The organism is Halomonas sp. PGE1, from assembly GCF_013000985.1.
Taxonomy (GTDB): Bacteria; Pseudomonadota; Gammaproteobacteria; order Pseudomonadales; family Halomonadaceae; genus Halomonas; species Halomonas alkalicola.
Map to the genome: position 1 here is coordinate 3,600,294 of NZ_CP053032.1, position 14,649 is coordinate 3,614,942.

General features: G+C 69.6%; 9 protein-coding genes. 7 read left to right on the forward strand and 2 right to left on the reverse strand.

Features of this window, described 5'->3' with window-relative positions; translation table 11 throughout:
• Nucleotides 1-43 precede the first annotated feature (43 nt).
• A complete protein-coding gene (locus HIR79_RS16865) occupies nt 44-1,159 on the forward strand; it encodes an acyltransferase family protein (RefSeq protein ID WP_349304986.1) in 1,116 nt (371 codons plus the stop codon).
• Nucleotides 1,156-2,052, forward strand: coding sequence for a universal stress protein (locus HIR79_RS16870; RefSeq protein WP_169959237.1), 897 nt, complete (start codon nt 1,156-1,158; stop codon nt 2,050-2,052). The genes HIR79_RS16865 and HIR79_RS16870 overlap by 4 nt, the downstream gene beginning before the upstream one ends.
• A 24-nt stretch (nt 2,053-2,076) precedes the next feature.
• Here HIR79_RS16870 and HIR79_RS16875 read toward each other — a convergent pair whose 3' ends face one another.
• Together HIR79_RS16875 and HIR79_RS16880 are read right to left on the reverse strand one after the other, a co-directional pair.
• Nucleotides 2,077-3,783: a formate--tetrahydrofolate ligase gene (locus HIR79_RS16875; protein WP_110070713.1), complete on the reverse strand. Its 1,707-nt coding sequence runs from the start codon at nt 3,781-3,783 to the stop codon at nt 2,077-2,079.
• Nucleotides 3,784-3,828: 45 nt separating this feature from the next.
• On the reverse strand, nt 3,829-4,536 hold the full coding sequence (locus tag HIR79_RS16880) for a DUF3581 family protein (protein ID WP_169959238.1): 708 nt from the start codon (nt 4,534-4,536) through the stop codon (nt 3,829-3,831).
• Between the two features lie 204 nt (nt 4,537-4,740).
• Here HIR79_RS16880 and HIR79_RS16885 point away from each other — a divergent pair, with 204 nt between their 5' ends.
• The 5 genes from HIR79_RS16885 to HIR79_RS16905 all read left to right on the forward strand — a co-directional run bounded on the left by HIR79_RS16885 (nt 4,741) and on the right by HIR79_RS16905 (nt 14,593).
• The gene (locus HIR79_RS16885; RefSeq protein ID WP_169959239.1) at nt 4,741-8,109 is read left to right on the forward strand and encodes a hypothetical protein; all 3,369 of its coding nucleotides are present in this window, start codon (nt 4,741-4,743) and stop codon (nt 8,107-8,109) included.
• Nucleotides 8,110-8,301: 192 nt separating this feature from the next.
• Nucleotides 8,302-9,786: a sodium:proton antiporter NhaD gene (nhaD, locus tag HIR79_RS16890; protein ID WP_169959240.1), complete on the forward strand. Its 1,485-nt coding sequence runs from the start codon at nt 8,302-8,304 to the stop codon at nt 9,784-9,786.
• Nucleotides 9,787-10,126: 340 nt separating this feature from the next.
• Nucleotides 10,127-10,570 (forward strand): hypothetical protein, encoded by a 444-nt coding sequence (locus HIR79_RS16895; protein WP_249322199.1) that lies wholly within the window; start codon nt 10,127-10,129, stop codon nt 10,568-10,570.
• A complete protein-coding gene (locus tag HIR79_RS16900) occupies nt 10,539-11,756 on the forward strand; it encodes a putative porin (protein WP_211620867.1) in 1,218 nt (405 codons plus the stop codon). The genes HIR79_RS16895 and HIR79_RS16900 overlap by 32 nt, the downstream gene beginning before the upstream one ends.
• Nucleotides 11,757-11,773: 17 nt before the next feature.
• Nucleotides 11,774-14,593, forward strand: a complete 2,820-nt coding sequence (locus tag HIR79_RS16905; protein WP_169959241.1) for a bifunctional diguanylate cyclase/phosphodiesterase — start codon at nt 11,774-11,776, stop codon at nt 14,591-14,593.
• Nucleotides 14,594-14,649 lie beyond the last annotated feature (56 nt).

The following is a 14,649-nucleotide window of genomic DNA, read 5'->3' on the forward strand; positions in this document are numbered from 1 at the left end:
CCAAGCAGCGTTCAACCATTCGAGGCCCACAGGGAACCGGGACATGCAACGGATCGAGGAAATCTACTGGCTGCGCGCCTATGGCTGCCTGGCGGTCTTCAGCTTCCATCTCCTCGATTACCTGAATCAGCGCGTCGACACCCTGGCCACCGACCTTGCCCGCATTCCCACGGTGCTCGGCACCCCGATCTTCATCTTCATCTCGATCTTTCTCTTCTCGATGCGCTACGGGCGCGACATCCCCCAGGGCTTCCTGGGCAGTCGCGTCAAGTACGTGATGGTGCCCTACCTGGTCTACGGCCTGGCCTACTCGCTGGCGGAGTTCCTGCGCCTGCAGGCCAACGGGGTCGAGGCGGGCCTCGTGGAGACGCTGCGCGAGTACCTGGTCTATGCCGGCTGGCACGGCTACTTCCTGATCATCGCCGCCCAGTTCTACGCCTTCTACTGGCTCTACGGGCGCTTCGACCTCGCCCGCTGGCTGCCTGCCACGCCATGGCTTCTGATCGGCAGCCTGATCGGCATGGCCTGGTGGGGCTACTGGCAGTGGCGCAGCAGCCTGCCGCCGGGCTACCTGCACTGGATCGCCCCGCTGGGGTGGCTCTACCTCTTCTTCCTGGCCATGGTACTGGTGAAGCACTATCAGGATACGCCTGAAGCGCGGCCGGCCTGGCTGGTGGCGCTGGCCCGCCCGCGCTGGCTGGTCGCCCTGATCGGCCTGGTGGTGCTGCTCTCGCTGCCCGGCTGGCTGGAGTACTCCTCCAAGGAGGTGTGGGTGGTGCCGTTCTTCCTGCTCTTCACCCTGTGGATCATGGGGCGGCTGCGCGGCCGCCCGGCCCCCCCCACTGGTGCGGCGCCTCAACGAGTTCTCCTTCGGCATCTACCTGGCCCACCCGATGTTCTTCAACCTGGTGGACGTGCTGGACCCCGGCCAGCGGCTGCCGCTTGCGCTCTACGTGCTGGCCCTGGCGGTGGTCGGCATGGCCGGCTCCATCGCCTGGAACCTGACCGCCAACCGCGTGCAGTGGGGCGGGCTGCTGTTCGGCAAGCGGCTGCGGGTGGCCTGAGGCGACGGCGGCCACCGGAGGCTGCTAATCTAGTCCCAGCCCCGCCCCTCGCCTCAGGGGGCAACGACAGTCATCAAGGGAGAGTGTGTCGATGAGTGAGCAGGTCTCTCGGATCATCGTCCCGGTGGACGGTTCACCCACGGCCGCCGCGGCGGCCCGCCATGCCAGCCTGCTGGCCCGGCTGCTGGACGCCCCGCTGCAGCTGCTGCATGTGATGCCCCTCAACCCGGCAGAGCTGTGCGATATCCCCGCCAACCGCCAGGCCGAGGCCGACCATGACCGGGCGGTGCGCCTCGAGATCGCCGAGGAGGCCTTCGCCAAGGCCCGTGCGGCCATCGAGCCCGACCTGACACCGCCCCCGGAGGAGGTGGTGCTGGAGGACAGCACCTTCATCCGCCACCCGGACCGGGCCATCGTGGCCCATGCGCGCAGCCAGCCCGACTGCCTGCTGGTGCTGGGGGCACGCCACTTGAGCGAGGTGGGCAAGTTCGTGCAGGGCAGCGTCAGCAACGAGGTGGTGCACCGCGCCCGCTGCCCGGTGACCATCGTCCACGACGACGCCAGCATGCAGGAGGCCTCGGGCATCGGCCGGGTACTGCTGCCGGTGGATGGCTCGCGCCATGCCAACCAGGCGGCGGGGCTGGCCGGCGACCTGGCGCGCAGCGCCGAGGTGCCGGTGGAGCTGGTGTTCTGCCAGCCCGGCGGCCAGACCGGGGGGCTCGAGGAGGACGGGGAGAGCCAGGCCGGGCGGGTCTTTCGCCTGGCGCGGGAGGCCCTGGGGGAGATCCCCGGGGGCATCGAGGAGGTGCTGCTCCACGAGGAGCGCTTCGCCGAGGCGATCGTCTCCCGGGCACGCCACCACCTGGCGGAGCGGCCGATGATCGTGATGGGCCGGCGCGGGCTGGGCAAGTGGCGCGAGTCGCTGCTCGGCAGCGTGAGCCACCGGGTCATCGACCTGGCGCCCTGCCCGGTCACCGTGGTGGTCTGATTCCGCCTATTGCCCGGCCGCGTCTCAGGCGAGGCCGGTGATGTTGCCCTCGGCGTCCAGGCCGATGCCCAGGGCCGCCGGTTCCCGGGGCAGGCCCGGCAGGGTCATCAGCCTGCCGCACACCGCCACCACGAAGCCGGCGCCGGCCGAGAGCCTGAGCTCGCGGACCCGCAGCCGGTGCCCCTTGACCAGGCCGCCATCGGACGGGTCATCCGAGAAGCTGTACTGGGTACGGGCGATGCACACCGGCAGCTGCCCGTAGCCGGCCCCTTCGAGGCGGCGCAGCGTCGCCCGGGCCTCGGGCGAGAGCTCGACCCCGCTGGCCCCGTAGAGCCGGGTGGCCACGACCTGCAGGGCCGTCTCCACGGGCGTGCCGTCGGCATACAGCGCTGCCGCTTCGCCGCCGCCCTCCTCCAGCCGTTCCAGCACCCGCCGCGCCAGGGCCAGGGCGCCCTCCCCGCCCCGAGCCCAGTGGTCGCAGTGCGCCAGGGCCACGCCGAGCTCGACGCAACAGGCCGCCAGCCTCTCCCGCTCGGCCTCGCTGTCGTCCGGGAAGGCGTTGAGGGCCACCACCGGCTCCAGGCCGAAGGCGCGGGCCACGGCCACCTGGCGGACCAGGTTGTCGAGGCCGGCGATGAGCGCCGCGAGGTCGGGACGATGCATCGCCTCGCGGCTCGCTCCGCCATGGAAGCGCAGGGCACGCAGGGTCACCACGATCACCACGGCATCCGGAAAGAGGCCGGACTGGCGCGACTTGATGTCGATGAACTTCTCCAGCCCCTGGTCGGCACCGAAGCCCGCCTCGGTGACCACCACTTCGCCCAGCGCCAGGGCCGCCCGGGTGGCCGTCAGCGAGCTGCAGCCGTGGGCGATGTTGGCGAAGGGCCCGCCGTGGATCAGCACCGGGGTGTGCTCCAGGGTCTGCACCAGGTTGGGGGCCAGGGCATCGCGCAGCAGCGCGGACATGGCGCCGACCGCGCCCAGGTCCGCCGCGGTCACCGGGGTGTCGTCGCGCCGCCAGGCCACCACGATGCGGCCCAGGCGTCGCTCGAGGTCGGCGAGGTCCTCGGCCAGGCAGAGGATCGCCATGATCTCGGAGGCGGCGGTGATCTCGAAGGTGCTCTCGCGCTCCACCTCCCCCAGGCCAATGCGCACCCGGCGCAGGCTGCGGTCGTTGAGGTCGAGCACCCGGGACCACACCACCCGAGCCGGGTCGATGCCCAGGGCATTGCCCCAGTAGAGGTGGTTGTCGAGCAGCGCGGCCAGCAGGTTGTGGGCCGCGGTCACGGCGTGGAAGTCGCCGTTGAAGTGCAGGTTGATGGCCTCCATGGGCACCACCTGGGCGCGCCCGCCACCGGCGGCACCGCCCTTCATGCCGAACACCGGCCCGAGGGACGGCTCGCGCAGGCAGGCCAGGGCCGAGATTCCGAGGCGCGAGAGGGCGTCCACCAGCCCGACGCAGGCGGTGGTCTTGCCCTCGCCGGCGGGGGTCGGGGTGATGGCGGAGACCAGCACCAGGCGCCCGCGGGGGCGGTCCTTCAGCCGCTGCAGCAGCGGGAGGGAGAGCTTGGCGCGATGATGGCCGAAGGGCACCAGGTCCTCGGCGGCGAGGCCAAGGCGGGCCTCGGCCAGCGGCAGGATCGGTTCGAGCCGCGCGCGGCGGGCGATGGCCAGGTCGCTTTCGGGCGCATGCCCGGAGATGCCCTCGCCATCATCCAGCTGTCGAGACATGGGGACTCCTCCGGGCCGGCCCTGCCGGCAGCGCTCGCGGGTGCGTCAGGCCTCGTAGGCGGCCTTGAGGCGATAGAACTCGGTGACGATCTCGTCCATGGAGGTCGGGTCGTAGTCGCACAGGCCGCTGACCACCAGCTTCTTGGAGCCGGTACCGATGGAGACACCGCCGGACTGGATGTGGAACTCCAGCAGGCAGTCGCCGCGCTTGCCGTTGACCTCCAGGGATGAACGGTCCAGCGCCAGCTCCGGCGCCAGGGCGTCGAGGCGCTCGAGGGAGAAGCCCATGCTGTCGTAGATCACCAGCGGCCGGCGCGGGTTGAACATCACCCCCTTCTCCTCCATCAGCGGCTTGAGGTAGTGGGGGAAGTTCTTGCCGGAGAAGGCCACGTAGCAGCGGGTGAAGGCCTCCACCACCGCCTCGTCACGGGTCGTCTCGCCGCTGCGTGTGACCTCGAGGTAACACTTGCCGTTCTCGTCGCAGACGCGGATCAGGCCATCCTCCCCCTCCTGGAAACAGAGCGGGGTGCCGTCACCCACCATGTTCAGGAAGCGAAAATCCATCCGCTGGGAGAGCCCGAAGCGGGCCAGCACCAGGGCGAACAGCAGGTCACCCGGCACGCAGAAACGGCGCGCATCCGGGTTATGGATAGGGTTGTAGTCGCCGGCGACTCCCTTGGCGAAACGGCTGGCCTGCTCGGCGGAGATGCAGACGCGCTCTCCTGCCGGCGAATGAAATTCATCGAGAAACATGCGTGCTGTGCCTGCCCTGCGTCGTTGGCGATCCAGATCCTGCCGGCGGCTGCCGGAGCGCAGATGATGCCATAAAACCCTCGCCAACGAAGCCTCGTTAGGCGCTACCATGGGCCAATGGGCAGACCAGGCGACGACAAGAGACAGCAGGAGCGACCCCCGCGGAGCGGCCCCTGGCGGTGGCTGGGCGGCTCGGCCGTCGTCGTGGCGCTAGCCCTGGCTGGCGTGATCCTGACCCTGCCCGCCCTGCTGGACAGCCCCTGGCTGCAGGCCAGGCTCTCCGGCCAGGAGGGGCTGTCGATCCGCTGGGAGGGCTCGCGCCCCGGCTGGGAGCACCTCACCGTGGAGCGGCTCGTGATCGAGCGCGATGACGAGGCGCTCCCGCTGGCGCTGGAAGTCGATGCCGCCCGCCTTGAGCTCGCCCTGCCGGCCATGCTGGCGTCCCTGCTGACCCGACGCCTGGCGATTCGCGAGCTGTCGGCCAGCGGCCTGCGCCGCCTGGAGGTCGACGGTCACCGGCTGAGCGGCGAGGGCCGGCTCGCCCTGTCGGACCTGGCGCTGGCCCGGGACGAGCTGGGCGTGGGGCGACTCACCCTGGCACTGCAGCAGGCCACCCTGGCCCGGGACGGGATGCCCCTGGCCGAGGAGATTGCCCTGGCCGCCGACCTCAGCGCGGCGCCCTTCGATCCCGCGGCCCATCCCGGCCAGGCCGCGCTGCGCTTCCTCTCCGGCGACCTCACCCTGGCGGCCCGCGCCGACGCCTGGGACCTCTTCAATCCCTATCTGGCGGAGCTGGGCTGGCTGGGCCTGACCGGACGCGGCAGCCTCGAGGGCGCGCTCTCCCTGGAACGGGGCGTGCTTGCCCCCGGCAGCCGCCTGGTGCTTGACGCCGCCGAGCTCGGCGTCACCCTGGACGAGACCGCCCTGCTGGCGGGCCGCCGCCAGGATGACGCCACACCGGCCTGGGTGGTCCCCGGCGAGGCCTATCGTCTGAGCGGTGCCGGCCGCGTGACGGCCAGCGTCGACGAGGAGGCCACGGCTTCGGGGGATGCAGCGGCCGGCCGGCTGGCGGTGACCCTGGAGCAGCTGGCGATGCATCAGGGCGAGGAGCCGGCGCCGCTGCTGACGGGCCAGCGCTTCGAGCTCGAGGCGTCGCTGCCCACGGACCTGGCCGCCTCACCGGCACCGCCTGACGAGGCGCGGCTGAGCTGGCAGGCGGCCACGGTGCCCGATGTTCGCGCCCTGGCGCGTTTCCTGCCGGAACACGCCCCGGTGGCCCTGCAGAGCGGACGCGCCGCCCTGGACGGCCGGCTGGACTACCGGGCGGGAGAGCTCTCCGGCGCCTTCACCCTGGCCGGCGAACGGGTCGCCCTGACCCTTCAGGGGCAGCCGCTGCAGGGCGACCTGCGCCTCGACCTGGCGCTGCCTGGCCTCGACCCGGAGGCGCGACGACTGGATCTCTCCGGCACCCGCCTACGGCTCGACGTCGCCGGCGACGAGCGCGCCGACGCCCTGGGCCTGGACCTGACCCTGGAGACCGCCCGGCTCGCCTCCCGGGTGCCGCTGGACACCCTGCGCGACCAGCCGCAGCCGCCGCTGGACGGCGAGCTGGCCCTGTCCGGCCGCCTCGACCGGCTGGGATTTCTCGACCCCTTCCTGGCGGGGCTGTTCGACGGAGGCGGCATCGCCCTGAGCGGGGGCGGCGAGGTGCGCGCCAGGGCGCGGCTGATGGATGGCCGGATCGATGCCGGCAGCCGGCTGGAGGTGGCCAGCGATGCGCTCGGGGTGAGCCTGCCCCACGCCCGCGCCGAGGGCCGCGGTCGCCTCGTCGCCGAGTGGCGCGACACCGACACCCTGCCGCTGCGCCTGGACCTGCGCCTGGAGGAGGCCGGGATGATCCGCCACGCTGATGGCGCGCGCCTGCTGGAGGGCGCCCGCCTGACCCTGGCGGCCGAGGGCCACCCGCCGGAGGCAGGCAGCTCGCCGCTGCCCGCGCGGGCCGCGCTCGCCTGGGAGGGCGCCAGCCTGGCGAACGTGGCCGTGCTCTCGCCCTATCTTCCCGAAGGCGCCCCCTTCGCACTCAGCGGCGGCCGGGCCGACAGCCGGGGCCGCCTGACACTCGAGGAGGAGCGCATCCGCGGCGAGGCATGGCTCAGCGGTCGCCGAATCAGCGGCCGGCTGCTCGGCGAGGAGGTCTCCGGGGAGATGACCCTCGAGCTGGCCCTGGGCCAAGCCAGCCTGGACGGCAGCAAGCTCGACCTCTCCGGCAGCCGGCTGACGCTCTCCGCCGCGGCCGCCAATGCCGACGAGGAACAGCGGCTGGGCAGCGTGCTGGTGGCCCGGGAGGCACGATTCACCCGGCTGGATCAGCCCAGCGCGCGGCGCGGTCGGCTGGTGCTGGAGGGCATGGTCGACCGCCTGGGGTTCCTGGACGCCTTCCTGCCCCGGGAGCACGGCCTCATCCTGCGCGGCAGCGGCCGGCTGGCGGCCGATCTGCACCTGGCAGGCGAGCAGCTGCTGGCGCCGAGCCACCTGCGGGTGGATGCCGACGACCTCGCGGTGGGCTTCCTCGACTACCGGGCGGTGGGGCGCGGCGAACTCGACGCGCGCCTGGAGGGCGAGGCAGAAAGCCCCGGCGCCCGGCTGACGCTCTCGCTGCCGCGCTTCGCCCTGCGCCGTGAGGCCGAGCAGGAGCGCACCTGGCTGGCCGGGCGCCACCTGACCCTGGAGACCGCCACGCCCCACTTCTCCACGGACCCCGAGCGGCTCGACATCGGCGCCTTCACCACCAGGGTGGCACTGCCCATCGTCGAAGTGCCGGACCTCGCCCTCTATAACGCCTACCTGCCGGAGGCGGCAGGCGTGGAGCTGCTGGGCGGGCGCGCCAGCCTGGAGGCGGCGCTGGCGATGGAGGGCCTGGGCGCCCACGGCGACCTGGTGCTGCAGGCCTTCGGCACCGAGCTGCGCCTGGCCAGCCAGCGGTTGACGGGCGACCTGCGACTCGAGGCACGCCTGCGCGAGGGCGACCTGGCCGAGCGGCGGTTCGATGCCTCGGGCTCCCTGCTGCGCCTGGACAACGTCACCCGCCGGGATGCCGACGGCCAGGGCGAGGCCGGCTGGTGGACCCGGCTCTCCCTCGAGGAGGGCCGTCTTACCTGGGCGGAACCGCTGGAGGTCGATGCCCGGCTGGGCCTCGCCATGCGCGACAGCGGCCTGCTGGCGCGGCTGTTCCTGGCGGACGCCCGGGAGCGCGACTGGCTGGGGCGCCTGCTGACCGTGCGCGATATCCAGGGCGAGGCTCGGCTGACCATGGCCGCCGACGGCATCTACCTGGATGAGGCACGGCTGGAGGGGGGGCCGCTCGCCCTGCTGGCCGCGCTCGCCTTTCGCGACGAGCGCCTGGACGGCCAGCTCTACGCCAGGCTGGGACGACTCGCCGTTGGCGTCGCCCTCCAGGAGGGCGAACGAACGCTGCGCTTCTGGCAGCCGCGCCGCTGGTTCGGGGAGCAGGATAAAGAGGAGCTGGAGGAGACCTCCCCGGAGGCGTTCCGGGAGGCCCTGACGCCACCCTGATGCGGCGGTCTGCGCGCGCCGTCACAGGCTGCATGAACAAAGGTCCTGATGAAGGTCGTTAGCATGCAAAAAAAGCATGCGAAACGCCTCTGTGACGGGTCCGTCCGCCATATTGCACCGCATCATCACATGCTAGAATCGGCGCGCTTATTACCCCCCTCCCCGCAACCCCTTCCTCGGGACACTGCAACCATGCACACAATCGATGGAATCGCCTCACGGCCCCGGCGCCCTGCCTGGTGGTCGAGCCTACTCGTATTCGCTTGTTTCGCCCTGCTGTTCAGCCCCGCCGCCCATGCGGTGACCGGCGAGCTGGACATGACCGGCTCCCTGGTCGGCGTGCTGGCCGTGAGCATCTTCGTCCTCGCCTATGCCCTCGTTATGGGCGAGGAGAAGCTGCACATGCGCAAGTCCAAGCCGGTGCTGGTCGCCGCCGGCATCATCTGGGCCCTGATCGGCTGGGTCTATGTGCAGTCGGGCATGCCGAACGAGGCCGAGCACGCCTTCCGCGAGACCCTGCTCGAGTTCACCGAGCTGATGCTCTTCCTGCTGGTGGCGATGACCTACATCAACGCCATGGAGGAGCGCCGCGTCTTCGACGCGCTGCGCTCCTGGATGGTGCGCAAGGGCTTCAGCTACCGCCAGCTGTTCTGGATCACCGGCGTGCTGGCCTTCCTGATCTCCCCCATTGCCGACAACCTGACCACGGCGCTGCTGATGTGCGCCGTGGTGACCAAGGTCGCCGAGGGCGACAAGCGCTTCATCAACCTCTGCTGCATCAATATCGTGGTGGCGGCCAACGCCGGGGGCGCCTTCAGCCCCTTCGGCGACATCACCACCCTGATGGTGTGGCAGGCCGGCATGGTGCAATTCTACGAGTTCTTCGAGCTACTGGTGCCCTCGCTGGTCAACTTCCTGATCCCGGCGGTAGTGATGAGCGCCTCCATCAAGAACCGCAAGCCCGACAGCGTCCAGGAGGACGTCTGGCTGAAGCGCGGTGCCCGGCGCATCATCGCGCTGTTCCTGCTCACCGTGGCCACCGCCGTGGCCTGTCACACCCTGCTGAACCTGCCGCCGGTACTGGGCATGATGACCGGTCTGGGCTACCTGCAGTTCTTCGGCTATTTCCTGCGCCGCACCCTGCCGCGCTCGCTGGAAAAGAAGCGCACCCGCTATACCCAGCGCGGCGACGACAAGAAGCTGGCCCAGCTCGGCAGCGTGGTGCCCTTCGACGTCTTCAACCGCGTGGCCCGCGCCGAGTGGGATACTCTGCTGTTCTTCTACGGCGTGGTGATGTGCGTCGGCGGACTCGGCTTCATGGGCTACCTGACGATGGTATCGGAAGCACTGTACGGGAACCTGGGCGCCACCTGGGCCAATATCGCCCTGGGCGTGATTTCGGCGGTGGTGGACAACATCCCGGTGATGTTCGCGGTGCTGACCATGCAGCCCGAGATGTCTCACGGCCACTGGCTGCTGATCACCCTGACCGCCGGCGTCGGCGGCAGCCTGCTCTCCATCGGCTCCGCCGCCGGCGTTGCCCTGATGGGTCAGGCCCGGGGCAACTACACCTTCATGGGCCACCTGCGCTGGGCGCCGGTCATCGCCGTCGGCTACGCCGCCAGCGTGGCCACCCACCTCTGGCTCAACGCCCACAGCTTTACCGTTTTCAACTGATCGATTCCTGGTGACTTCACCCACTCTCCGGCGGCGATTGCCGCCGGAATTCGTTACGCGTTGAGATCCTCGCTTTACATTGCCTTCCAATGATGTAGCGTATCCAAAGATGGCCGCATCAGCACAGTCGCCGAGGCAAGGGGCGGCGGCTGCCGACACCATAACCAGATGGCCACATCTGTATGCAGGAGAGAAGGTCCTCGCCCGGAGCGACGCGCAAGACGAAGCCCGAGGCTGCAGCGAATCATTCACGGGGAACCGATACGCAGATGCTTATCTCCATCCTGTCACCTCCAGCGGTGGCGTCAGGTCGCCTGTTCAGCCGTCACGGGGCCATCCGGTGGCGTGGCTGAGGCTTGGCCTGCTGCCCCCCCTGCTGGCGGCCCTGCTGGCGCTGTCCTGGCCCTCCTTGGCGGCTGCCGACGAGAGCCCGGTCCTGGTGGCCCACCCCGATGTGCGGACCGTCCGCCTGACCCGCGACACCACCCGCGCCATCTTTGCCATGCGGCAACGCACCTGGCCGGATGGTCAGGCGGTAAGGGTTCATGTGCTCAACAACGATGACCCCGTGCACGGGCGCTTCGTCAAGGAGCGCCTGGCCGTCTATCCGCACCAGCTTCAGCTGGCCTGGGACCGCATGGTGTTTTCCGGCACTGGCCAGGCCCCCACGCGAGTCTTCTCCCAGGCCGAGATGCTCGACCGCATCGCCAACACCCCCGGCGCCCTGGGCTATCTGGAAAGGGAGTATCTGGATGATCGTGTCCAAGTCATTTCGGTGGAGTGAGCGCCGTGCCCGACTGGCGCTGGCCGCCCTGCTGCTGGGCGGCAACGCTCCGGCTGCGGCAGACAGCAGCATGCTGGATACCCTGCAGTTGCACGGTTTCCTCAGCCAGGCGCTGGTGATCACCGATCGCAATGACTTCTTCGGCCCGAGCAGCAGCGGCGGCGGCAGCCTGAAGTACACCGAGATCGGCGCCAACGCCTCCTTCCGCCCCCATCAGGACGTGCTGATCGCCGCCCAGGTGCTCAGCCGGCGCGCCGGCGGGGATGGCAGCGACGCCAAGCCGGTGCTGGACTATGGCGTCGTCGACTACCAGATGGTCTCCAACCAGCAGCGCACCCTGGGGGTCCAGCTTGGACGCAGCAAGAACCCCTTCGGCTTCTACAACCAGACCCGTGATGTGGCCTTTACCCGCCCCAGCATCCTGCTGCCCCAGTCCATCTACTTCGACAGAACCCGATCGCTGGCCCTGTCCGGGGATGGTGTCGCCTTCTACATGGAGGAGCGCATCCCTTCTGGCACCTTGAGGGGCCAATTGAGCTACGGTGTACCGCAGGCAGGCGATGACCTGAGAGGCACCCTTCGCCTGGACACAGTCCCCGGTTCGCTTGATCCTCAACGCTCGGCAATCGGTCAGATTCGCTATGAGCACGATGGCGGACGCATTATCGCCGCTATCAGCAAGGCGGATGCCAACGCCAGCTTCGACTCGTCGATGCCCGGACTGAGCGACGGCGACTTCTATTTCAGACCCTGGGTCTTGTCGCTGCAGTACAACGAGGAGCAGTGGAGCCTGACGGCGGAATACGCCTGGCGCAACTCCGGCCTCAAGAACTTCAACAACCCGGCCTTCAACTTCGACGTGACCGGCGAGAGCTGGTACGTCCAGTATACCCGGCGATTCCACGAGAACTGGCAGTGGCTGGTCCGCTACGACAGCCTGATCAGCAACCGCGACGATCGCTCTGGCTCTGCCTATGAGGCCAGCGGCGCCGGCCCCGCCCACAGCCAGTTCGCGGAGGACTACACCCTGGGCCTTCAGTGGACCGTCAATCCGCGCGTCCTGCTCGCTGCCGAGTACCACCATATCGATGGCACCGGATGGCTGCCCGTGCAGGATAATCCGGACCCGGCCGAGACCAGCCGCCGCTGGAACATGTTGCTGTTCCAGCTCTCGCTGCGCTTCTGACCGGCCCGAGGCCTCCCATGTCCTCTATCGACCGCCGGCCCTGCCGCCTCAGCCTCACCTGGCGAGTGATCGCCCTGAGCAGCCTGCTTCTGGTGCTGCTGGTGGCGCTGTTCGCTTGGCTGGTGCATACCAACCTGACTCGCCAGTTCGAGACCAGCCGCGCCGAGCACGGTGAGCGCCAGGTCCGCGAGATCCGCCTGGCCCTGGAGCGCTCCGAGGAAGGGTTGCGCCAGCTGGCCTCGCTGGTGGCCTCGGGCCAGGGGCTGGGCGAGGCGCTCCAGGCCGGCCAGCCGTCGCTGCTGGTCGACTCGCTGGAGACCCAGTGGCCCACGCTGCAGCTGGAGGCAGGGATCGACGAGATCCTCGTCTTCGACATCGACGCGAACCAGCAGGCCGCCTGGGGCGAGGGTCAGTTGCACAACGAGCGCCCCGTCCAGGAGTGGGTGCGCCGCGTGCTGCGCGACGAGATGCCCCACTCCGCCCTGCGCTGCGCCAGCGACTGCCGGCAGTATGCGGCCGTACCAGTGCTGGTCGAGGGAGAAAGCGCCGGCGCCGTGATCCTCTCTCACTCCCTGGCCGACGTTACTCGCCAGGCCCAGCAGGTCTCCGAGAGCGACGTGGCCCTGCTGGTGGTGGGAAGCCCGGCTGACCCGGAGCTGCCCGAGGAGCGGGCGATTCCCGCCTGGCGCGGGCAGCTCATCGCCATGACGCGCCAGGAGGCCTACCTGCCGATCCTGCGCAGTGCCGCTTCCCAGGTCTCGGTGCGCGGGCTGGAGCGCCAGCCGCTGCGCCTGGAGCACTCGGGCCAGACCATCGAGCTCAGCGCGGTGCGCATGGACGAGGACGAGGACCGCCGCAGCGTCGGCTACTTCCTGCTCGCCTCTGACATCACCCCCCAGATCAAGGCCATCGCCCATGACACCCGGGTGCTGGTCGCCGTGGGCCTTGCCGGCTGGCTGGTGGCGGAGCTGCTGCTCGCCATCCTGCTCAGCCCGATGGCCCGGCTGCGGCGGATCGCCAGCGTGCTGCCCACCCTGGCCCGTGGGGGCTTCGCCGAGGCCAGGGCCGCCATTCCACGCCCCCGGCGCCTCCTGGCCGACGAGATCGACGTGCTGCAGGGCACCACCCTGGCACTGGCCGACCAGCTCGAGACCCTGGAACGAGAGGTCTCGGCCCGAGGCGAGCAGCTCGCCGAGCGGGTCGAGGAGCTGGCCAGGGAGCGCGACTTCATCGGCAGCTTGCTGGATACCGCCCGGGTCTTCATCGTGACCCAGGACACCAGCGGCCGCATCGGCCTGGTCAACGACTATGCGCTGACGGTCATGGGTACCGAGGAGGCATCGCTGCTTAATCGGCTGTTCGAGGATGTCTTCGCGCCGGGCCAGCCGCCCGCCGGTCCGCCCCTTGCCGCCCCGCACCTGGAGGAGCGCCCGCTGGTCACCGCGGATGGCCAGCAGCACACCATCGCCTGGTACCACGCCCCGCTCCCCGGGAGTAACGGGGCCGCGCCCGGGAGGATCTCGGTCGGCCTGGATATCACCGAGCGCAAGGCCGCCGAGGCACGCCTGACCTGGCTGGCCGAACGCGATCCGCTGACCGGCCTCTACAACCGCCGCTATTTCCAGGATGCAGTCGGCGCAGCGCTCAAGCATGGGCTGAGCGGGGCCATGCTGCTGATGGACCTGGACCAGTTCAAGGATGTCAACGAGCTCTGCGGCCACCAGGCCGGCGACCAGCTGCTGCGCAAGGTGGCCCGGGTGCTTACCGAGGAGCTCGGCCATCGGGGCGTCATCGCCCGGCTGGGGGGCGACGAGTTCGCCCTGCTGCTCAGGGAAGCGGATGCCGATCTCGCCGTGCGCATCGCCCAGCAGATCAGCCAGATCCTCGAGGGCACCGTCTTTGTGGCCGCGGAGCGGCGGCACCGGGTCTCGGCCAGCACCGGTATCGCGCTCTTCCCGGAACATGCCGACAACCCCATCGACCTGATGGCCAGCGCCGACATGGCCATGTACAAGGCCAAGGCCTCGGGCACCCAGCGCTGGCACCTGCTGGCCACGGCGCAGGGGGCGCGGGAGGAGCTGCAAGAGAGGGTCTACTGGGAGGAGCGCGTTCACCGTGCCCTGGAAGAGGATGCCTTCGAGCTGATGGTTCAGCCCATCGTGCGCCTGGGGGATCGCGACGTGCGCCACTACGAGGTGCTGCTGCGCATGCACGACGACCAGGGCGGCCTGATCTCGCCGGCGGCCTTTATCCCGGTGGCCGAGCGCAGCGGGCAGATCATCGCCCTGGACCGCTGGGTGCTGCGTCACAGCCTTCGCGCCCTGAGCCGGGTACAGGAGCAGGGGGTAAGCCTGGCGGTGAACCTCTCCGGGCAGTCCCTGCATGACGATGGGCTGAACCAGTACCTGGCCGATGAGATTGCTGCCAGCGGCGCCGATCCCGAGTACCTGATCCTTGAGGTCACCGAGACCGCCGCCGTGACCGACTTCTCCACGGCCCGAGGGGTACTGCAGGGCATCCGGGACCTCGGCTGCCGCACGGCCCTGGATGACTTCGGCGTGGGCTTCAGCAGCTTCCACTATCTCGGCCAGCTCCCGGTGGACTACATCAAGATCGACGGCAGCTTTATCCGCAACCTGACAGTCAACGCCGACAGCCGTGTAATCGTCAAGGCCATCGCCGATATCGCGGCGGGCTTCGGCAAGCAGGCCATCGCCGAGTTCGTCGACCAGGAAGCACTGATACCTCTTCTCAACTCATATGGCATTGCCTACGGCCAGGGCTTCCACCTTGGTCGCCCCGTTCTCATCGAAGATGCCTTTCCGCATGAAAGATAGCTGATATATTGAGGTGAGAGACTTGATACTCCACGGTGGCAAGCACTTCACCCAGA